The organism is Paenisporosarcina quisquiliarum, from assembly GCF_043641925.1.
Lineage (GTDB): Bacteria > Bacillota > Bacilli > Bacillales_A > Planococcaceae > Paenisporosarcina > Paenisporosarcina quisquiliarum_A.
Genome location: NZ_JBHZRU010000001.1, coordinates 247,179 through 266,427, shown reverse-complemented (window position 1 = coordinate 266,427; position 19,249 = coordinate 247,179). Strand labels below are relative to the sequence as shown.

Below are 19,249 nucleotides of genomic sequence, written 5' to 3'. Positions count from 1 at the left end.
GAAACTAAGTTTTCTTCTTCTCTTAGTGTAGTCAACTTTGAGCATGCTGACAATGCTAACTAAGATGTTGATTAATTTAAAAACTTTTTAGATTTTGTTGCTTTTACTTTATCAGGTGTCACATCATTGCCTTCAGGATCAATAACTTTAACATGTTCAATCGTATCTCTCATTGTAGATCTAAAAGTTTCTAGATATTCTTTCCGAAGATTCGTTTGTTCTTTAGCTTCTTCCATTGTTAAGCCGCTAGTTTTTGACTTTTTAGATAGTTCATTGATTCTTTGGAGTTTTTCCGGTGATAACATAAATATTCACGCCTTTCTTAAATTAACCTTTATTAAAGGTATGCAAAAAAGACTTGAAGCGCAAGCATTTAGCCTTCAAGTCTTTCGGAATATTCAATATATCGACGATGAACAGTTGCTTTACTAACCGCGTAGCCAAACCCTCTAAGTGTTGACGCAATTTCTTCATAAGTTAATCCATTCTTTCGGAGATTAACAATTTCTTGTATTGGGATATCTTTTCTTTCTCTACCTTCTGGATTCCCTTGATTTTTTAAGTTCTTCTCAGGTTTGAAACCATGAGTAACAGCTCGTTTCATTCCTCTTCTAATTTTAGCGTTATGAAGCTTACGTTGATATTCCTCAACTAATGCCAATATCTCTAGCATCATCGAGTCCATCTCGTTCATTTGAAGTGAACCACCATCATTTATTGAAACAACTTGAACATTCGTTTTTTTTAATAAATGCAAAACAGCCATTCTAGAGTTACCTCTTCCGAGTCGAGTCTCGTCTTGAATGCAGACAACTGAAATGCTATGTTCCTTTACGTAATCTAACATTTCAAGCAAGCCTTCTCTTTCAACAGAATAGCCACTGTGTTGATCTGAGAATGTTTCTTTTACAAAGTAATTATTGTCTGCTGCAAATATCCTTAATTCTTCTTCTTGTCTAATTAAGGATTTTTCTTGCGTCTCTTTATCCGTACTTACACGTGAATATATAACTGCTGTTTTCACTGAATTGTTCATTCAGTTTCACCAGCTAATTCAACACCATGATCTGGCGCATATTGATGTAAGGTTTCAGGAATTTTTAAAACATCACCAGTTTGAATCATTTGAGTAGGTAGATGATTAGCAGCCATTACTTCCGCAATCCATGCTTCTTTAGGAATCTTTCCTCTATATTGATCAGACAATGACCAAAGAGTATCACCGTCATTAATAAAAATCTCATTATATGCTTCATTCGTTTCTACTATATTCGTTACAAATAAGATTGAACAAACAAATACCACACCTATTAGCAAAGTAATAAATTGATTATTTTTTATCCATATCATTGTAAATCCCTCCAAACAGAATGTGTGTTCGTAATTAATAAACTAACTATAAACCGAACACTTGTTTCTTGTCAACAAATAATTAGAACCTATGTTTGCATTTTTCGTTCTGAATTGATATACTATCTTTAGTTAAAGACATTATTATAGACAAAAGAGGTGAACCAGTTGAAAAAAGTATCTAAGCGTCAAGAAGATATTTTAACTTTCATTAAAGATGAGGTACGTAAAAAAGGGTATCCGCCTTCCGTTAGAGAAATTGGTGAAGCTGTTGGTTTAGCTTCTAGTTCTACAGTTCATGGGCATCTAGCTCGATTAGAAAGTAAAGGTCTCATACGTCGAGATCCAACAAAACCTAGAGCAATTGAAATACTAGATTTGGATGAATTCGCATCGTTAAGCCCAAGTGTTCTACACGTCCCACTTATCGGTAAAGTTACTGCTGGTTTACCTATTACAGCGATTGAAAACATAGAAGAATTCTTCCCTCTACCGAATACATTTGGATCAACAGAAGATAACTTATTTATGCTTGAAATCATGGGAGATAGTATGATTGAAGCAGGAATATTAAATGGAGATTATGTTGTCGTAAAACAACAACAATCAGCTAATAACGGGGAAATCGTCGTTGCTATGACAGAGGATGACGAAGCTACTGTTAAACGCTTCTTCAAAGAAAAATCGTATTTCCGATTACAGCCTGAAAACTCATCTATGGAACCTATTATCGTGAATCAAGTATCTATTTTAGGTAAAGTAGTTGGCGTATACCGACATATTCATTAATACATCAAACCATCTACCTTTATAGGAGATGGTTTTTTTATTAATCTCTATTGAATTTACGAGATAAAAATGCTATAGTAGTAACGAGCCGATATCATGCTGACTGACATTTTCATCCTCAGTCAGCCAATATTATTTTTTTGTGGAAAGAGACCCAATCAACCACCCTTCTGGGATGTTGATTGGGTCTCTTTATTTTGATACGTTTTCATGATTAGTCATAATAGATTGGATTTCCTCGGTGATGCATTCATATGACCTTCATTACTTTCAAATTTCATCTTTAATAATCAACAACAAAAAAGAGATAAAGCGAAATCGCTTCATCTCTTTTTTTATTAATACATTTTCAAATACTGTTCGCGTTCCCATGGGTGTACAGAAGTGCGGAACATATCCCACTCGATTTCTTTTGAATCTACAAAGTTTGCATAGATATGTTCGCCTAAAGCATCGCGAATCGTATCATTTTTAGCTAGCTCTTCAAGAGCAGCGTATAAAGTTGCAGGTAAATCTTCTACGCCGTTTGCACGTCGCTCTTCTTTGTTCATAACATAAATATTGCGATCTACAGCTTTCGGTGGAGCTATGTCATTCTTAATACCGTCTAAACCAGCTTTTAAGATAACAGCCATTGCTAAATAAGGATTAGCTGATGGATCAACTGATCGTACTTCAACACGTGTACTTACACCGCGTGATGATGGAATACGAATAAGTGGACTTCTGTTTTGAGCTGACCATGCAACGTAACAAGGCGCTTCGTAGCCTGGTACTAAACGCTTATAAGAGTTTACTGTCGGGTTTGTAATGGCAGTAAATCCTTGTACATGTTTTAAAATACCAGCCATAAATTTATAAGCTGTATCGCTTAATTGTAAATCACCAGATTCATCATAGAATGCATTGTCTTTCCCTTTGAATAGAGATACGTTCATATGCATACCTGAACCGTTAACACCAAACAATGGTTTTGGCATAAATGTAGCATGCAAACCATGTTTACGCGCAATCGTTTTAACAACTAATTTAAATGTTTGGATATTATCACAAGCGGTAATCGCATCTGCGTATTTAAAGTCGATTTCGTGTTGACCAGGTGCTACTTCATGGTGAGAAGCTTCAATTTCAAAGCCCATCTCTTCAAGTTCTAACACGATGTCACGACGACAATTTTCACCTAAATCCATTGGTGCTAAATCGAAATAGCCTCCATTATCATTTAATTCAAGTGTTGGTTCGCCACGCTCATCAAGTTTGAATAAGAAAAATTCAGGCTCAGGTCCTAAGTTAAAGTTTGTGAACCCAGCTTCTTCCATTTCTTTTAATACACGTTTTAAATTGCTACGTGGATCTCCAGCAAATGGCGTGCCGTCTGCTTTATTCACATCACAGATTAATCGTGCTACTTTCCCTTTACCTGTGATCCATGGGAATACAACCCATGTATTCAAGTCTGGAACTAGGTACATATCAGATTCTTCAATACGTACAAATCCTTCAATTGAAGAACCGTCAAACATCATTTTATTATCAAGTGCTTTGTCTAATTGGCTAACTGGAATTTCAACGTTTTTGATTGTTCCAAGAATATCGGAAAATTGTAATCGAATGTAATTAACCTGTTGCTCTTTTACTAACTTATGAATGTCCGCTTTAGTGTACTTACTCACTTCTTGTCACTCTCCTAAAATTAATTTTGTTTATATTGCTCGTTTTAGTGGTAAAAACGAGATAGATCACCTTGTCTTAAGGAAGCCTTTTGAAACCTTCCAGACTGTTGCATTTCAAGTCTCAAAAGTTGACGTAATTCAGAATCAGTCATTTGAGGCTTTTCAATTGAAAGTATTGGTTGATTTTTCATATCAAATACCTTTTTTATACCAGCGATATTAATACCTTGTTCGAGCAAGTCTTTAATCTCCAATAAAGTATCAACATCAATTAGAGAAAACATGCGTCGATTACCATCTGTTCGCGCAGGATGAATCAACTCATGATCTTCGTAATAGCGAATTTGTCTAGCTGAAAGTTCAGTCAGCTGCATCACGATACTTATAGGTAATAAAGGCATCGATCTTCTAAGTTGTTGACTCACAATGTATCACCTACGCTTTCCATTTCTAATACTATCTTATGTTACGTTTCCTGTCAAGTGCATGTCAGATAACCTAACATGTATTTTTTGGCGAATTATAATTTGTTTATTTTCAAACTCAATCCTTAGTTATATATCTATAAAACAAAAGACAATCCTGTCGATTTACAGGATTGTCTTTTAGCTTATTTATCTAATTGTAATGATTGCACAGCTGAAAGTATGGCAAGTTTCACATGTTCATATGTGAGCCCACCTTGAACGAATGCTGTAAATGGGGGTCTAATGGGACCATCTGCAGTAAGTTCAATACTCGAACCTTGAATAAACGTTCCAGCAGCCATAATTACATCATCTTCATATCCAGGCATATAAGCAGGTTCAGGTACAAAGTGAGCATTTATTGGCGAATTCGCTTGAATAGCTCGACAGAATTTTACCATTTGATCCGCAGTTTCAAATGAAACAGATTGTATTAAATCTGTGCGAACTGCAGAAAAATGAGGGGACGTTTTCATTCCGGCTCTTTCCAATATAGCCGCAGTAAAGATTGCGCCTTTAACTGCCTGAGAGACGACATGTGGTGCTAAAAAGAAGCCTTGATACATATCAGCCAAAGTATTTAAAGAAGCTCCCGCTTCAGCCCCAATCCCAGGAGAAGTCATTCGGTATGCACACATATCTACAAATTTTGTTTTACCTGCAATATACCCACCAATTTTCGCGAGTCCTCCACCTGGATTTTTAATGAGTGATCCAGCCATTAAATCGACACCTATATCCGTTGGTTCTATTTCTTCAACGAATTCTCCATAACAATTATCAACAAAAATAATCGCATCTTTATTTAACATACGAATTTTTGTCACCATTGCTTCTATTTCACCAACAGTAAATGAAGGACGGTTTGCATATCCTTTAGATCGTTGGATAGCAATAACTTTCGTATTTTTATGAACCGCGTTTTCCACAGAAGACCAATCGATCGTTCCTTCAGGCAATAAATCGATATGGCGGTAAGATATATTAAAATCTTTTAGCGAGCCTGTGTCTTGGTCCCCTCCATCCACGATGGATTGCAACGTATCATAAGGTTTTCCAGTAATATATAATAATTCATCTCCTGGTCGCAGGACGCCAAATAAGCTAATTGTAATTGCGTGCGTCCCAGATATAATCTGTGGTCGAACTAGTGCCTTTTCCGCACCAAAAACTTCCGCATAAACTCGTTCTAAATTATCTCTTCCTTCATCATCATAACCATATCCACTTGATGGGTGTAAATGAAAGTCACTTACCTGATGTTTTCGAAATGCAGCAATCACTTTCTCTTGATTGATAAATGCTAATCGATCTGCACGTTCTTGCTGAACCTTAATTAATTGTTCAACTTCCTTGGCGTCTTTTATTGTTTGTTCCGTTAGTGAAGTGTGAAATGTCATTAATAATTCCTCTATTCTTGAATATTTCCATTTTCATATTACCAGTAACAGCTATGGCTTCAAACCATTATTTCATAAAGGCAACCTATTATGTATCAACATACTTTATTTTAGGAATCTTATTTCTCGTAGGATAAAGTGATTAAGAAACAACCTTGTTCTTAAATCTTCCATTCAAATAAATGTATAGAATTTTGTTCAATCAGATAACAAGACAATTGAATACTTCAATTGCGGACAGAAAAAGAAGGCAAAACCAAATTACGTGGCGATGCCTTCTTGACTTTGACCATTTTAGTAGAGGGGATTATAAGCACGTTCGAGGAATGTGAAGATGATTCGCACCTACAAGCTATATGAAATTATTTGTTTTTGTTGGATTGCTGATTAAAGCTTTTGTTATTCACAATGTTTTTATCTTTAGGGATAGAGTTAAATTCTTCAGCAAATTCTTCATTCGGATTGTTCGGACTTTTGTATATTCCATTTGCATTATGGTTTCTTACATTCAAAGTCTTTTTGTTATTTTTACTCATGAATGGTTCACCTCCTAAATTCTAATGTGCTCTTTTGTGTCATATTTATTCTCCTGACTAAATATCAAAAAACTATGTATTGATTTAGAAGGTCAGTGAGTTTTAATAGTGCAATTCGTAAACAAGATTATTCTAGTGAGATGCTGAAATTTAATCCAATACTTTGTTCATTCATCCGTATCTGCCTCTTAAAATTAATACTTCTTGTATTTGTTTTAAAATCTGATACAATTTAATCCGTTCGATTGATTGATGGAGGAATGTAAAGTGGCATGGGATGTATTAAGTATTATTGGCACAATTGCATTTGCAGTATCTGGTGCAATTGTTGCAATGGAAGAAGAATATGATTTATTCGGTGTTTATTTACTCGGTATTGTAACCGCTTTTGGTGGCGGGGCAATTCGGAATTTATTAATAGGAGTACCTGTATCCGCTTTGTGGGAACAAGAAATGATGTTTCAAATTGCATTATTTGCCATTACGGCGGTATTTTTATTTCCAAATAATTTATTGAAACATTGGCATCGTTGGGGAAATTTCTTTGATGCAATTGGGCTTTCTGCCTTTGCAATTCAAGGAGCTCTATTTGCCGTTAATCTTGGATTACCTATTAGCGCTATAGTCGTTGCAGCAGTTTTAACGGGTTCTGGTGGTGGAATTGTTCGTGACGTATTAGCAAAACGTAAACCACTCGTTTTACGTAATGAGGTTTATGCCGTTTGGGCTGTTATTACAGGTTTAGTTATTGGTTTTGGTATCGCTAAGGATGATATCTCTTTATATGTTGTATTTGTTCTAACTACTACTTTACGCGTTGTGTCGTATCTATATAAATGGCGATTGCCTTTCCGTTCGATTCAAGGAACAGAAAAAGCAGTGTAACTCAATTGAGTTACACTGCTTTTATTATTTTACTTCGCCTTCCCACTCCAACATTCCACCTGACATATTGGTCACGTTGTAACCTTCCTCTTCAAGGAACTGACAAGCTTGTCCACTTCGATTACCTGATCGACAGATCATAATGTATTCTTTCGATTTATCTAAGTCTTGGTGTTTAAATTCAATTGAGCCTAAAGGAATATGCTCTGCACCGGGAATCATTCCAGCTGCCACTTCTTCGGATTCTCGTACATCGATTAAGTTTACTTGCTCGCCAGATTCTAATTTTGACTGTAATTCACTTGGTGTGATTGTTTTCATTTCAATAACCTCCATGTTGATAAATCTATTCTTAATTCTTTGAATTACAAAACGCTTATTCTTCGTCAGTTGTTATTGCAACAGGTTTTGAAGGAACAAATGTAGAAATAGCATGTTTATAAATCAACTGCTGTTTTCCATCAGATTCCATTAATACTGTGAAATTATCATAGGATTTAATCGTTCCTTTTAATTGAAATCCATTTAACAAAAACACAGTCACAAAAATATTATTTTTACGTAACTGATTTAAAAAAGTATCTTGAATATTGATTGGTTTCATCTACAAATTCCTCCTGTTTGAACAACCGGCATTTAGGTTATTTTTCTCGTTACACTAAGTATTCGCTTTTACACGGTAGAATCCTGCATTAAATTATGAATTTCGGGAATTATTTGTTCTAACCCCTGGAGAGGATCTATCCAATGAATCGCCATTTTGTTGCGAAAATATGTAAATTGTCTTTTAGCATATCTTCTTGAATTTTGCTTTAATTGCCGAATTGCTTCATCATAACTTATTTCACCCTCGAAATGAAGAAACAATTCTTTGTAGCCTATTGCTTGTACGGATTGAACATTTCGAACTCCGTTTTCAAACAGCATCTTGGCTTCAAGCAACAACCCTTCTTCCATCATACGATCAACTCGATGATTGATTCGTTCGTACAAAATATCACGATCAATATCTAAACCGATGATGAAATGCTTGTAAATAGGGATATTACCTTGATTTTGAGACGGGTCAGATTTTTGAGTCGGTGAATGTTCGGCGATTTCAAGAGCTCTGATCACCCGTCTTGAATTATTAGGATGAATCTTACTTGCTGTTTCTGGATCAATCACTTTTAATCGATCATGCATAAATTGCGGTCCATGCTTTTCCATTTCATCGTAATAATCTTGTCGCACGTCTTCGTTTACTCGGTCCTCCGTAAATTGAAAGTCATAAAGAACAGCTTGTACATATAAACCTGTTCCTCCAACAATAATCGGAATTTTTCCACGTTCTTGTATTTCGCATATTTTCTGTCTTACTAACTGTTGAAACTCAGCTACTGAAAAAGAATCGGTTGGATCCTTAATATCAATTAAATGGTGGGGAACGCCATCCATTTCATCTTTTTTAATCTTGGCTGTTCCAATATCGAGACCACGGTAAACTTGCATGGAGTCTCCATTGATAATCTCACCATTGAGTTCCTTTGCCAGTTGGATCGACAATGCTGTTTTACCTGATGCTGTAGGTCCTACAATCGCTAGGACATCATAGTTTAAATTCATTTTTTCTCCATCCATGTTAATACCTTTTCATATACGCCGATATGATTTTGTTCATTTAAAATTTCATGTCTTTTACCTTCTAAAATAACGACGGTTACATCTGATATACCTTGTTTTTTAAATTGTTCAGCTACTGGCCATAAACTTTGTCCCATATCGCCTACAGGATCCATTGCCCCAGAAATCAGTAGAATTGGGAGCTCTTTCGGAACCTTGGCAATCTCCTTAGGATTATGAATACTATTCAAGCCATCTAGTAAATCCACAAAAAATTGATTGCTTGCGACAAATCCACATAAAGGATCTTCCACGTATTTTCTTACTTGTTCTGAATCAGTACTAAGCCAATCAAAATCAGTTTCTGAATTGGAAATAGCTTTATTAAACTTCCCAAATGAAAGGTTGTTCAATAATTGATTCTCCGTCTTCTTCCCTTTAAACTTCGCAAAACCTTTAGCTACCCATTTTCCTGCTTTATCTACTGGGTTTAAAGGTCCTCGTGTTCCCGAGAGGACGATTTTAGAAATGGACTGACCATATTTTTGAATATATCGTCGACCAATGAATGAACCCATACTGTGACCATATAATATCGGTGCAGGTACATCCAGATTTAGACGAATAGCATGTAGCACTTCTCGGACATCTTCCGTAACTCGTTCAAAACCTTTGTCATCTGCAAAGAAACCAAACAGATTATCTTTTTGACCAGTATGTCCATGGCCTCTATGATCATGGCCACTAACTAAATAACCGTGTTCATTTAGAAATAGCGCGAATTCTTCATAGCGTCCAATATGTTCTGCCATCCCATGCAAAATATGAATATGTCCTTTAATGTCTGTTTCTGGTTTGTAAATAACCGTATATATTTCTTGTCCGTCAGACATGGAGACATATTGTATTGACTTTGTCATTGTGTCTCCCCATTTCTAAAGGAAGTTGCTAATTCAAGTTGGTGTTGCAGTTCAAATCGATGATAATTTACTTGTTCCATAGAATATCCCAGGATATCTTTCATTAGTAATAATACAGCTTCTTTGTGTTGCTCGACTTCCTTAATATTAAAATATAATGATCCTGTTCGTCTAATAAAGAAATCAGAAGGTGTACATACCATTTCATGATAAATACTATAGTATAGTTTTACTGCCATTACCAAGGGAATCGAAAGTGTTTGCCCTTTAAGCATATTAGCATATGAGAATAGGTGATCGACATTTGTTCCATAAAATGCTGCCAACTCTTTTGATTGTTCTTCAGATAAACCGTAAGAACGACCTTCTTCGATTTTTTTGTTAATAAACGATGAGAATTGCGTTGAACCTCCGATATCACCTCCAGATAGAGGTAAATGCTTGGTCATAGAATTAGGGTATTTCCCTTTAAGTTTACTTACAACTAAATCTACAATTGTTTCTGCCATTTTACGATAGCCAGTCAATTTGCCTCCAGCAATGGTAATTAAACCAGTTTCAGATTCCCATATCTCGTCCTTACGAGAAATCTCTGAAGGATTTTTACCATCTTCAAAAATGAGAGGTCTTACACCAGCCCAAGTGGATTCAACTTGGTCAAAAGTTAATTTAATAGTAGGGAACATAAAGGCAATTGCTTTTATTAGATAATCTACATCTTCCATTGACGCAACAGGGTTTTTAGGATCCTCATCAAAAAAAGTATCGGTAGTGCCTACATATGCTTTACCGTTTCTTGGTATTGCAAATACCATACGATTATCAGGTGTATCAAAATAAACTGCCTGCTCTAAGGGAAAATCTTTATGATCGAGAACAATATGAACTCCTTTAGTCATTTTTAGTTGTTTCCCATTGGCAATTGAATCATTTGATCGAACCGTATCTACCCATGGACCAGTCGCATTAACGATTTGACTCGCATGAATGTTTAAAATTTGTCCGGTTAATTGATCGATTGCTTGTACGCCAACCACTCGACTATTTTCATAAAGAAAAGATTCTGACTTAACATAGTTTACACATAATGCATTTTTTTCAACCGCTTTTTTTATGACTTCTATCGTTAAACGGGCATCATCCGTTCGATATTCTACGTAATACCCACCACCACGGAGACCCTTCCCTTTTAATAGAGGTTCTTTAAGAAGAGTCTCCTGTGAAGATAGCATTTCGCGTCGCTCATCCCTCTTCACACCTGCAAGAAAATCATATACACGTAGGCCAACAGAAGTTGAAAGAGGACCAAAAGTTCCCCCTTTATGGAAAGGGAGCAGCATCCATTCAGGTTCAGTGACATGCACAGCATTTTCATATACGATTTCACGCTCTTTCCCTACTTCAGCTACCATTTGAACTTCAAATTGTTTTAAATAGCGTAAGCCACCATGAACTAATTTTGTCGAACGGCTTGAAGTTCCTGCAGCGAAATCTTGCATTTCAATTAGGGCAACTGAAAGACCTCGCGTTACAGCATCTAACGCAATCCCAGCTCCCGTTATTCCCCCACCGATAACTAGAAGATCAAATTGATACGAATCCAATGATTGAATCATTTTAGGTCTAGATAATGCTGAAAACATCTTGAATTCCTCCTCAATTTTAGAACATTCTTGTCGCCTTTACTGCTCTTTGCCATCCGTTATATAATGACTCTCTTTGTTCGTCTTCCATTTTAGGTTGGAAGGTGTTTTTAGTACTCCGCATTTGTTCGATTTCCTCTAAATCCTTCCAAAAACCTGTCGCTAATCCCGCTAAATATGCAGCTCCTAAAGCAGTTGACTCGTTTAATTTAGCCAATTCTACATCCAAGTTTAGAAGATCGCTTTGGAATTGCATTAAAAAATCATTATTAACCGCACCACCATCAACTCTTAATACCTCTATCTTCAACTGCGCATCTTCTTCCATTGCGTTGAAAACATCTTTTGTTTGGTAAGCCAGTGATTCAATTGTTGCGCGAATAAAATGTTCTTTAGAAGTTCCGCGAGTTAAGCCAAAAATGGCCCCCCTTGCTTCGGAATCCCAATAAGGCGTTCCTAGTCCTACAAAAGCCGGCACTACATATACACCTTCTGTAGAGTCAACTTTCTTTGCATAAGATTCGCTATCAGAAGCTTGTTTTAACATTCGAAGACCGTCTCTTAACCATTGAATAGCAGATCCTGCTACAAAAACGCTGCCTTCTAATGCATAACTCACTTTTCCATCAAGTCCCCATGCAATTGTCGTTAAGAGTCCATGTTCAGACTTGACCGCTTCCTCACCTGTATTTAACAGCATAAAACAGCCTGTACCATATGTGTTTTTCGCCATACCTTTCTCAAAACAACATTGACCAAATAAAGCTGCTTGTTGATCACCCGCTACCCCTGCTATTGGAACAGCAGCACCAAAAAAGACAGAAGGGTCTGTATCTGCATATATTTCAGAAGAAGATGCTACTTTTGGAAGCATTGATAAAGGAATGGAAAGTTTTTCGCAAATTTCCTCATCCCATTTTAATTCATGAATATTAAATAATAGCGTCCGTGAGGCATTCGAATAATCTGTCACATGAACTTTTTCATTCGATAGTTTCCAAATAATCCATGTGTCAATAGTTCCGAATAATAAATCACCTTGTTCCGCTAATTCTTTTGCCCCTTCAACATTCTCTAATATCCACTTTACTTTCGTGCCAGAGAAATAAGGGTCTAAACGTAAACCGGTTTTGTCTTGAAACCAATCTTCCAAATTATCTTCTTTTAGACGATCTACTATTGATTGGGTTTGTCTAGATTGCCAGACAATTGCATTATAAATAGGTCGACCCGTTTTTTTATTCCAGACAACGGTCGTTTCACGTTGATTGGTGATTCCAATTCCATGTATATCTGTAGGCTGAATCCCACTCTCTGTTAATACAGCTGCAATCACAGATAAGACAGAACCCCATATTTCATTTGCATTATGTTCGACCCATCCTGGTTTCGGAAAATATTGCTGAAATTCTTTTTGTGCAGTATGTACGAGGTCACCTTTTTTATTAAACAGAATGGCTCTAGAACTTGTTGTTCCTTGATCAATCGCAAGCATGTATTCACCCATTTATAAACCCCCTCATTAATTCCTTTTAAATCCGTGGTATCAAGAAGTATGTACCCTCTAATTATACTGTTTTTCCTATTTCAATGTATATCAAACAACGTTCCCTTTCATTCACGATAAAAATATATTGAACTACCTCCATCTAAAAAAGTTTTGCTTTCCTAGAATGATTATTTGGCCAATATTGTCTAAATTTCTAAAAGAGTTTTCGCTGCACTTAACAACACACAACATCTTTTTCTTTATAAAAAAGTTGCTTTTTTGACTTTAGATGCATATAGTTGCTTTAAGGAAACTTTTTTATAACCAAGAAAATATTATGCGTTAGTAAAAGTATTTTTATAGAATAATATATTTTAAAAGGAGGAAACATTATGAGTTTAGCAATCGAAGTTAAACATTTATCCTGTTCATATCTAGGCAATACAGCCTTAAGTGACATAAATTTTTCGATAAATGAAGGAAACCTAGTTGGAATAATCGGACCCAATGGTGCAGGGAAGTCCACTCTATTAAAAGCCATGCTTAATTTAATAAAAAAAGATAGTGGAGAAATTCGGATACTTGGTCATTCAATTAAAGAAATGAAAACAAAAGTTGCGTATGTACCCCAACGAAATGATATTGATTGGGATTTTCCAATTACCGTATTAGATACGGTTTTACTAGGAACTTATCCGAACCTAGGTCTCTTCAAACGTCCTAAAAAAGAACATAAAATTTGGGCTCTCGAATGTTTGAAACAAGTGGGAATCGAATCATATAGCAATCGACAAATCGGAGAACTTTCAGGCGGACAACAACAACGGGTGTTCTTGGCGAGAGCATTGGCCCAAAAAGCGGATATGTATTTTTTAGACGAACCATTTGTTGGAGTAGATATTACGAGTGAAGAAACGATAATTTCTGTCTTAAAACAATTACGCAATCAAGGTAAAACTGTCGTGGTTGTCCATCATGACTTAAGTAAAGCAGCTGATTATTTTGATCAATTGATTTTATTAAATAAAGAACTTATTGAGTATGGTGAAGTTGCAAAAGTATTTGCTCCTGAAATAATCGGTCGTGCTTATAATCAACCTTTTCAAACTAAACCAGACACGGAGGTGTTTGTATGATGGACTTTATTGAGGGCATTATTCAATATGGCTTTTTACAAAAAGCCTTACTCACTTCCATAATGGTCGGAATTATTTGTGGCGTGATTGGCTGTTTTATCATTTTACGAGGAATGGCTTTAATGGGCGATGCTATTTCACATGCTGTTCTACCTGGAGTCGCTCTTTCTTATATGATTGGAATTAATTTCTTTTTTGGCGCTGTCTTTACGGGTGTATTAACTGCCCTAGGTATTGGATTCATCAGTCAAAATAGTCGAATTAAAAACGATGTATCCATTGGGATTATGTTTACTGCAGCGTTTGCTTCAGGGATTATTCTCATTACGATGATGAAAAGTAGTACCGATTTATATCATATTCTCTTTGGTAACGTGTTAGCTGTTCGACCAGATGAAATGTGGACCACTTTGTTTATTGGAATCATCGTATTGGTTAGTATCTATGTATTCTATAAAGAATTACTTGTTAGCTCGTTTGATCCTACAATGGCTCGAGCTTACGGACTACCAGTAAGAGTCATCCATTACTTCTTAATGGTTTTACTGACTTTAGTTACAGTTGCCTCTCTTCAAACAGTTGGCATCATTCTTGTAGTAGCGATGCTGATTACTCCCGCTTCTACAGCATATTTACTAACGAATAGATTATGGGTCATGTTATACCTGTCTGCAGGGCTTGGAATTCTATCATCCATTATTGGATTGTATTTTAGTTACACTTATAATCTGGCATCAGGTGCAACAATTGTACTTGCAGCAACTTTCTTATTCATATTGGCATTTATCTTTTCACCTAAACAAGGCTTACTATGGCGTTCAATGAAAAACTTTAAAAGAAAAACGATTTCAACTTAGATTTAATTGGAGGAATTAAAAATGAAAATAAAAATTTTAGGGTTTTTCACTATACTTATTGTTCTGTTGTCATTAGCAGGATGTGGGAATCAAGATGAGAAAACAGATTCATCATCCGATAAAATTCAAGTGATTACGACCTATTCGATTCTTTACGATATTGCAAAAAACGTTGGTGGTGACCGCGTAGAAATTCATTCTTTAGCACCGGTCGGATCAAACCCGCATGAATATGATCCTCTTCCAAAGGATGTTCAATTGACAACAGATGCTGATATTGTTTTTTATAATGGATTGAACCTTGAAGGTGGCAACTCGTGGTTTGAAAAGCTGTTGCTAACATCAGGTAAATCAGGTGACGATGCCCCGGTCTTTCGTTTAAGTGAAGGTGTTACACCTATGCATTTAACATCTAAAGGGAAAGAAAGTGAAGAAGATCCACATGCTTGGTTAGATGTTCGTAATGGGATAAAATATGCAGAAAATGCACGTGATGGATTTATAAAAGTAGATCCAGACCATGCAGATGTTTATGAAGAGAACGCAAAAGCGTATATCGCTGAATTAGAAAAATTACATGATGAAGCAGTTGCTCGTTATAAAGAAATTCCAAAAGAACAACGTCTTTTGATCACAAGTGAAGGGGCATTTAAATATTTCTCTGCAGCTTACGATTTTGAAGCCGCATATATTTGGGAAATTAATTCCGAAAATCAAGGATCGCCTGAACAAGTTAGTTCCATTGTAGATTTCATTCGTTCAAAAGAAAATCCTGTTCTCTTTGTCGAAACGAGTATTGATCCTCGTAGTATGGAAATGGTTTCTTCTGAAACAGGTGTCCCTATTTACGGAAAAGTATTTACAGATTCCATCGGGAAGCCTGGCGAAGATGGAGATACGTATATAAAAATGATGAAATGGAACATTGATACGATCTTTAAAGGTTTAACTGAAAAAGAGTAAAGAACCGATTTATTTTTTCATCGATTGAAAACATGGTATAATCGACTCTCAATCGAGTAGACCTTATCTGACAAACTCAGCAAAGATTCCTACTGAAATTAGACTGAGAAGGTGAAAAAATGATCGAAATTAAAATTTCTACATTGAGTGATGGAGAATTTAAACGTGGTGTTTTTGCTACAGAAAACATCGCAAAAGGTGTGTTGTTTCACGCAGCACCTGTACTTCCCTATCCAAATGATGAACATGAACACATTGAAAAGACATTGCTAGCCGATTATGCTTTCGAATATGGTGCAAACCATACGGCGATCGTGCTAGGTTACGGAATGTTATTCAATCATTCTTATACGCCTAATGCGCATTACGATATAAACTTCGAAAACCACACATTCGATTTTTATGCCTATACGGATATTGAAGCTGGTCAAGAAATATTGATTAATTATAATGGTGAAGTTGATAATGATGATCCATTGTGGTTTAACGAAGATATTCAGGATGAAGATTAAGCTGAAAAATATCTTATAAAGTGATTTGTTGTGGCTTTCATGGCCATTTAAAAAGGGCAACCATTTTTCTTGAGACTAGTGAACATGTACACATAGTTTATTCATCAAGCCACCCTATCTCGGTTTATCGAGATAGGGTGGTTTTGTTTTTAATGACTCTATATTAAGATATTGTTGATTTTCGTTACAGGCGAACGCTTTCCGCGGGCGGTCCGTGAGCCTCCTCGTCGCAAGCGACTGTGGGGTCTCACCAGGACACGCATTTCCCGCTGGAAAGATTAGAACCATAGTTCTAATCTTTGCGACGAAGCTAGCGCAGCGATGCAACGCCTTTTCATGTTTCGAAGCTAGCGGAGCGATGCAACTCTTTTCCATGTTTCGAAGCTAGTGAAGCGATGCAGAAACAGAAACAGGAGCAGATGTTTTACGCCTTTCACTACAATCACTGCTAACCAGCTTTAATAGAGCTTAAATTATTCAGAAATCAAAAACGCAAGAGTGCACCTCTCAATAACCATGATATAAATATCACAAAACTGAATCCTATATTTTTTAAACCATGCTGAGTTGTGAATTTCAATATACTCACTTATACTGAATAATGTATATCTGAATATTTCGAATTATTTAAAGGAGGAACTATGAATCTAGGAGCTTTTTCTATAAGTTTAAATGTTAAAGACATTCAAAAATCAAAATCATTTTATGAAACGCTAGGATTTCAAGTATTGGGTGGGGATATTACTCAAAACTGGCTTATCCTTAAGAATGAGGGTTGTGTAATTGGTTTGTTTCAAGGCATGTTTGAAAAGAACATCCTCACCTTTAATCCTGGATGGAACCAAAATGCCGAAAATCTCGATTCGTTTTTAGACATACGGGATCTTCAAAAGCAGCTAAAAGAAAAAGGAATTAAGTTGTTAACAGAAGCAGACGAATCCAGTGAAGGTCCTGCAAGCTTTACGATTGAAGATCCAGATGGGAATCCTATTTTAGTGGATCAACGCGTCTGATTTCACTAATTGAGGCTTCCAATAAGTATTTAATAAAACGAGTAGAGTAATGATTGATTTTTCTCTACTTGTTTTTTTATTGGCTTCGGAAAGCGGTAGAAATGAAAACAGCCACTTCCTTTTTGAAAGAGAAAAGAGATGTACCCAGAAATCATTTTTCATGATTTTAGGAACACCTCATTAAATTTGTTGCTAAAAATATTACATAACTCGTTTAAACATCTTTTCCACTTCATAAGTAGTGAAATGAATAATCACTGGTCGCCCATGTGGACATGTAAATGGATGTTCGGTGTTCTTTAAATCCTTGATTAACATGGACATGTCTTCCTTCGTTAAAAAGTGATTCGCTTTTATTGAACGTTTACAACTCATCATAATAGCTGCCTCTTCACGAAGTTTTTTGATATCGGGACGTCGATCATTTAGTACTTGTTCAATTAATTCCTTCACGATCTCTTCTTCAAATCCTTTAGGGAACCAAAAGGGATGCTCCCTCACGATAAACGTAGTTGGTCCAAATTCTTCTAAAAAGATTCCTATTTCCTCAAGTACAAGTTGATGTTCTTTTACTTTTAGTGCCTCATCAGCTGAATAATGGAACGAAAGTGGAATAAGAAGCGATTGTCTTTCTTCCGACTGAACGTCCCCCACTTTTTCTCGGAAAAATTCATACTTAATGCGCTCTTGAGCTGCGTGCTGATCTATCAAATAAAATCCATCTGCACTTTGACCAATAATATATGTTCCATGGATTTGACCAACGATATCAAGTTCAGGAAAAGGCTCATTTGATGCAGCGTTTATGGATTCAATATCTTCCTCTTCAGAAATAGGCATTGTGTGTGTTTCCTGAGTTTCCTTTATTACGTTATAATCCACTTCTTTATTGAACGTTGGTAAAGAAGGAACTTCTTTTACATAAGAAGACTTGACTGGTGGGGGCGTAGATTTCCACAAGTCCATCTGCTCACTTGGAGTAGATACTTTTTTTGTTTTCTCGACAATTTCTGGCGCACGCATAATCGAACGAATGGTTTTACGAATCGTCTCTTCGACTAACTGCATTAGTTCCTTTTCTTTGCTAAGTCGAATTTGCTGTTTTGAAGGGTGAACATTTACATCAGTTAGGAACGGATCACCTTCAATTTGAAGAATGACCAGCGGGTATCGATCAATTGGTAAAAATGTATGATAGGCATTTACAATTGATTGTTGCACTGTATAATGTTTCACCCATCTACCGTTTACAAAGAGTGTTAAATAGTTTTTTGAAGCCCTTGTGATTTCCGGCAATGAAGCATAGCCATAAATCCGATAGTCTGCAGACTCTCCTTCAAATGCGATCATTTTTTTCGCAATAGAGATACCATAAATCGCTGCTATTACTTGTTGTAAATCACCACGACCATTTGTTTGCAATAAAGTTTGCTCACCATGTGTTAACTTAAATGCAACGGATGGATAGCATAATGCCAAACGATTAAGTAAATCAATAATATGACCTAACTCAGTTTGAATAGTCTTCATGTACTTTAACCGAGCTGGTGTATTGTAAAACAATTGGGAGATTTTAATATCTGTTCCTTTTCGTAATGCACCAGCGGTTTGTTTTTTTATATGACCGCCTTCAATTTCAATATGAGTGCCTGATGTAACGCCATCGGAAGTCCATAGCGATACCTTTGAAACGGAAGCGATACTTGCAAGAGCTTCACCTCTAAATCCAAGTGTTCGAATACGGAACAAGTCATGCTCATTCGAAATTTTGCTTGTGGCATGTCTTGAAAAAGAAAGAACGGCATCTTCTTCATCCATCCCACTTCCATTGTCCGTTACATGGATGGTTTGCAGTCCCGCTTCTTCTAGGAAGACATCAATCGAAGTACTACCCGCATCAATCGCATTTTCAACAAGTTCTTTTACGACTGACGCTGGACGTTCAACAACTTCACCAGCAGCAATTTTATTCGACAAAGGTTCATCCATTAAACGAATTTGTCCCATAAGCACA

At 36.3% G+C, this 19,249-nt stretch carries 21 protein-coding genes; 7 read left to right on the top strand and 14 right to left on the bottom strand.

Annotation, left to right across the window (positions count from 1 at the left end):
• Positions 1-71: 71 nt before the first annotated feature.
• The 3 genes from ACHUE4_RS01315 to yneA all read right to left on the bottom strand — a co-directional run bounded on the left by ACHUE4_RS01315 (position 72) and on the right by yneA (position 1,350).
• Positions 72-305: a DUF896 domain-containing protein gene (locus tag ACHUE4_RS01315; protein WP_394187471.1), complete on the bottom strand. Its 234-nt coding sequence runs from the start codon at positions 303-305 to the stop codon at positions 72-74.
• A gap of 68 nt (positions 306-373) precedes the next feature.
• Positions 374-1,036, bottom strand: coding sequence for a YneB family resolvase-like protein (locus ACHUE4_RS01310; RefSeq protein WP_394187470.1), 663 nt, complete (start codon positions 1,034-1,036; stop codon positions 374-376).
• The gene (gene yneA / locus ACHUE4_RS01305) at positions 1,033-1,350 is read right to left on the bottom strand and encodes a cell division suppressor protein YneA (protein WP_394187469.1); all 318 of its coding nucleotides are present in this window, start codon (positions 1,348-1,350) and stop codon (positions 1,033-1,035) included. Before yneA ends, ACHUE4_RS01310 begins: the two co-directional genes overlap by 4 nt.
• Positions 1,351-1,518: 168 nt before the next feature.
• Here yneA and lexA point away from each other — a divergent pair, with 168 nt between their 5' ends.
• The gene (gene lexA, locus ACHUE4_RS01300; protein WP_394187468.1) at positions 1,519-2,139 is read left to right on the top strand and encodes a transcriptional repressor LexA; all 621 of its coding nucleotides are present in this window, start codon (positions 1,519-1,521) and stop codon (positions 2,137-2,139) included.
• A gap of 338 nt (positions 2,140-2,477) precedes the next feature.
• On the opposite strand, the gene glnA is transcribed toward lexA, so the two are convergent.
• From glnA to ACHUE4_RS01280, 4 genes are all read right to left on the bottom strand, one after another.
• Positions 2,478-3,812 carry a type I glutamate--ammonia ligase gene (gene glnA, locus ACHUE4_RS01295; protein WP_394187467.1) on the bottom strand — a complete coding sequence of 445 codons (1,335 nt, stop codon included), beginning with the start codon at positions 3,810-3,812 and terminating at the stop codon, positions 2,478-2,480.
• 44 nt (positions 3,813-3,856) lie between these two features.
• Positions 3,857-4,237, bottom strand: coding sequence for a MerR family transcriptional regulator (locus ACHUE4_RS01290; protein ID WP_394187466.1), 381 nt, complete (start codon positions 4,235-4,237; stop codon positions 3,857-3,859).
• Positions 4,238-4,422: 185 nt separating this feature from the next.
• Positions 4,423-5,679, bottom strand: coding sequence for a methionine gamma-lyase family protein (locus tag ACHUE4_RS01285; protein WP_394187465.1), 1,257 nt, complete (start codon positions 5,677-5,679; stop codon positions 4,423-4,425).
• Positions 5,680-6,041: 362 nt separating this feature from the next.
• Positions 6,042-6,215 carry a hypothetical protein gene (locus ACHUE4_RS01280; protein ID WP_394187464.1) on the bottom strand — a complete coding sequence of 58 codons (174 nt, stop codon included), beginning with the start codon at positions 6,213-6,215 and terminating at the stop codon, positions 6,042-6,044.
• 267 nt (positions 6,216-6,482) lie between these two features.
• Here ACHUE4_RS01280 and ACHUE4_RS01275 point away from each other — a divergent pair, with 267 nt between their 5' ends.
• On the top strand, positions 6,483-7,100 hold the full coding sequence (locus ACHUE4_RS01275; RefSeq protein WP_394187463.1) for a trimeric intracellular cation channel family protein: 618 nt from the start codon (positions 6,483-6,485) through the stop codon (positions 7,098-7,100).
• Positions 7,101-7,124: 24 nt separating this feature from the next.
• Here the strand turns inward: ACHUE4_RS01275 and ACHUE4_RS01270 are convergent, their stop codons facing one another.
• The 6 genes from ACHUE4_RS01270 to glpK all read right to left on the bottom strand — a co-directional run bounded on the left by ACHUE4_RS01270 (position 7,125) and on the right by glpK (position 12,772).
• Positions 7,125-7,421 carry a rhodanese-like domain-containing protein gene (locus ACHUE4_RS01270; RefSeq protein ID WP_394187462.1) on the bottom strand — a complete coding sequence of 99 codons (297 nt, stop codon included), beginning with the start codon at positions 7,419-7,421 and terminating at the stop codon, positions 7,125-7,127.
• Between the two features lie 55 nt (positions 7,422-7,476).
• On the bottom strand, positions 7,477-7,704 hold the full coding sequence (hfq, locus tag ACHUE4_RS01265; RefSeq protein WP_394187461.1) for an RNA chaperone Hfq: 228 nt from the start codon (positions 7,702-7,704) through the stop codon (positions 7,477-7,479).
• A gap of 68 nt (positions 7,705-7,772) precedes the next feature.
• Complete coding sequence (gene miaA / locus ACHUE4_RS01260) at positions 7,773-8,705, bottom strand: tRNA (adenosine(37)-N6)-dimethylallyltransferase MiaA (protein WP_394187460.1); 933 nt, start codon at positions 8,703-8,705, stop codon at positions 7,773-7,775.
• A complete protein-coding gene (locus ACHUE4_RS01255; protein ID WP_394187459.1) occupies positions 8,702-9,622 on the bottom strand; it encodes an alpha/beta hydrolase in 921 nt (306 codons plus the stop codon). Before ACHUE4_RS01255 ends, miaA begins: the two co-directional genes overlap by 4 nt.
• Entirely contained in the window at positions 9,619-11,265 is a 1,647-nt protein-coding gene (locus ACHUE4_RS01250; protein WP_394187458.1) for a glycerol-3-phosphate dehydrogenase/oxidase, read from the bottom strand. Before ACHUE4_RS01250 ends, ACHUE4_RS01255 begins: the two co-directional genes overlap by 4 nt.
• A 19-nt stretch (positions 11,266-11,284) precedes the next feature.
• Complete coding sequence (gene glpK / locus ACHUE4_RS01245; RefSeq protein WP_394187457.1) at positions 11,285-12,772, bottom strand: glycerol kinase GlpK; 1,488 nt, start codon at positions 12,770-12,772, stop codon at positions 11,285-11,287.
• Positions 12,773-13,146: 374 nt separating this feature from the next.
• On the opposite strand from glpK, the gene ACHUE4_RS01240 reads away from it, so the two are divergent.
• The 5 genes from ACHUE4_RS01240 to ACHUE4_RS01220 all read left to right on the top strand — a co-directional run bounded on the left by ACHUE4_RS01240 (position 13,147) and on the right by ACHUE4_RS01220 (position 17,235).
• Positions 13,147-13,890 carry a metal ABC transporter ATP-binding protein gene (locus tag ACHUE4_RS01240; RefSeq protein WP_394187456.1) on the top strand — a complete coding sequence of 248 codons (744 nt, stop codon included), beginning with the start codon at positions 13,147-13,149 and terminating at the stop codon, positions 13,888-13,890.
• Positions 13,890-14,747, top strand: a complete 858-nt coding sequence (locus tag ACHUE4_RS01235; protein ID WP_394187554.1) for a metal ABC transporter permease — start codon at positions 13,890-13,892, stop codon at positions 14,745-14,747. The genes ACHUE4_RS01240 and ACHUE4_RS01235 overlap by 1 nt, the downstream gene beginning before the upstream one ends.
• Before the next feature lie 21 nt (positions 14,748-14,768).
• Positions 14,769-15,710 (top strand): metal ABC transporter substrate-binding protein, encoded by a 942-nt coding sequence (locus tag ACHUE4_RS01230; protein ID WP_394187455.1) that lies wholly within the window; start codon positions 14,769-14,771, stop codon positions 15,708-15,710.
• Between the two features lie 119 nt (positions 15,711-15,829).
• Entirely contained in the window at positions 15,830-16,222 is a 393-nt protein-coding gene (locus ACHUE4_RS01225) for an SET domain-containing protein (protein WP_394187454.1), read from the top strand.
• Positions 16,223-16,863: 641 nt separating this feature from the next.
• Positions 16,864-17,235, top strand: coding sequence for a VOC family protein (locus ACHUE4_RS01220; protein WP_394187453.1), 372 nt, complete (start codon positions 16,864-16,866; stop codon positions 17,233-17,235).
• Positions 17,236-17,436: 201 nt separating this feature from the next.
• Here ACHUE4_RS01220 and mutL read toward each other — a convergent pair whose 3' ends face one another.
• Positions 17,437-19,242 carry a DNA mismatch repair endonuclease MutL gene (gene mutL / locus ACHUE4_RS01215; RefSeq protein WP_394187452.1) on the bottom strand — a complete coding sequence of 602 codons (1,806 nt, stop codon included), beginning with the start codon at positions 19,240-19,242 and terminating at the stop codon, positions 17,437-17,439.
• Positions 19,243-19,249: the final 7 nt, after the last annotated feature.

Excerpts from the sequence above, each read along its gene's own strand:
- ACHUE4_RS01315 (WP_394187471.1), bottom strand. The coding sequence starts at position 305 with ATGTTATCACCGGAAAAACTCCAAAGAATCAATGAACTATCTAAAAAG.
- ACHUE4_RS01310 (WP_394187470.1), bottom strand. The coding sequence starts at position 1,036 with ATGAACAATTCAGTGAAAACAGCAGTTATATATTCACGTGTAAGTACG.
- yneA (WP_394187469.1), bottom strand. The coding sequence starts at position 1,350 with ATGATATGGATAAAAAATAATCAATTTATTACTTTGCTAATAGGTGTG.
- ACHUE4_RS01285 (WP_394187465.1), bottom strand. The coding sequence starts at position 5,679 with ATGACATTTCACACTTCACTAACGGAACAAACAATAAAAGACGCCAAG.
- ACHUE4_RS01280 (WP_394187464.1), bottom strand. The coding sequence starts at position 6,215 with ATGAGTAAAAATAACAAAAAGACTTTGAATGTAAGAAACCATAATGCA.
- ACHUE4_RS01270 (WP_394187462.1), bottom strand. The coding sequence starts at position 7,421 with ATGAAAACAATCACACCAAGTGAATTACAGTCAAAATTAGAATCTGGC.
- hfq (WP_394187461.1), bottom strand. The coding sequence starts at position 7,704 with ATGAAACCAATCAATATTCAAGATACTTTTTTAAATCAGTTACGTAAA.
- miaA (WP_394187460.1), bottom strand. The coding sequence starts at position 8,705 with ATGAATTTAAACTATGATGTCCTAGCGATTGTAGGACCTACAGCATCA.
- ACHUE4_RS01255 (WP_394187459.1), bottom strand. The coding sequence starts at position 9,622 with ATGACAAAGTCAATACAATATGTCTCCATGTCTGACGGACAAGAAATA.
- ACHUE4_RS01250 (WP_394187458.1), bottom strand. The coding sequence starts at position 11,265 with ATGTTTTCAGCATTATCTAGACCTAAAATGATTCAATCATTGGATTCG.
- glpK (WP_394187457.1), bottom strand. The coding sequence starts at position 12,772 with ATGGGTGAATACATGCTTGCGATTGATCAAGGAACAACAAGTTCTAGA.
- ACHUE4_RS01240 (WP_394187456.1), top strand. The coding sequence starts at position 13,147 with ATGAGTTTAGCAATCGAAGTTAAACATTTATCCTGTTCATATCTAGGC.
- ACHUE4_RS01235 (WP_394187554.1), top strand. The coding sequence starts at position 13,890 with ATGGACTTTATTGAGGGCATTATTCAATATGGCTTTTTACAAAAAGCC.
- ACHUE4_RS01230 (WP_394187455.1), top strand. The coding sequence starts at position 14,769 with ATGAAAATAAAAATTTTAGGGTTTTTCACTATACTTATTGTTCTGTTG.
- ACHUE4_RS01225 (WP_394187454.1), top strand. The coding sequence starts at position 15,830 with ATGATCGAAATTAAAATTTCTACATTGAGTGATGGAGAATTTAAACGT.
- ACHUE4_RS01220 (WP_394187453.1), top strand. The coding sequence starts at position 16,864 with ATGAATCTAGGAGCTTTTTCTATAAGTTTAAATGTTAAAGACATTCAA.
- mutL (WP_394187452.1), bottom strand. The coding sequence starts at position 19,242 with ATGGGACAAATTCGTTTAATGGATGAACCTTTGTCGAATAAAATTGCT.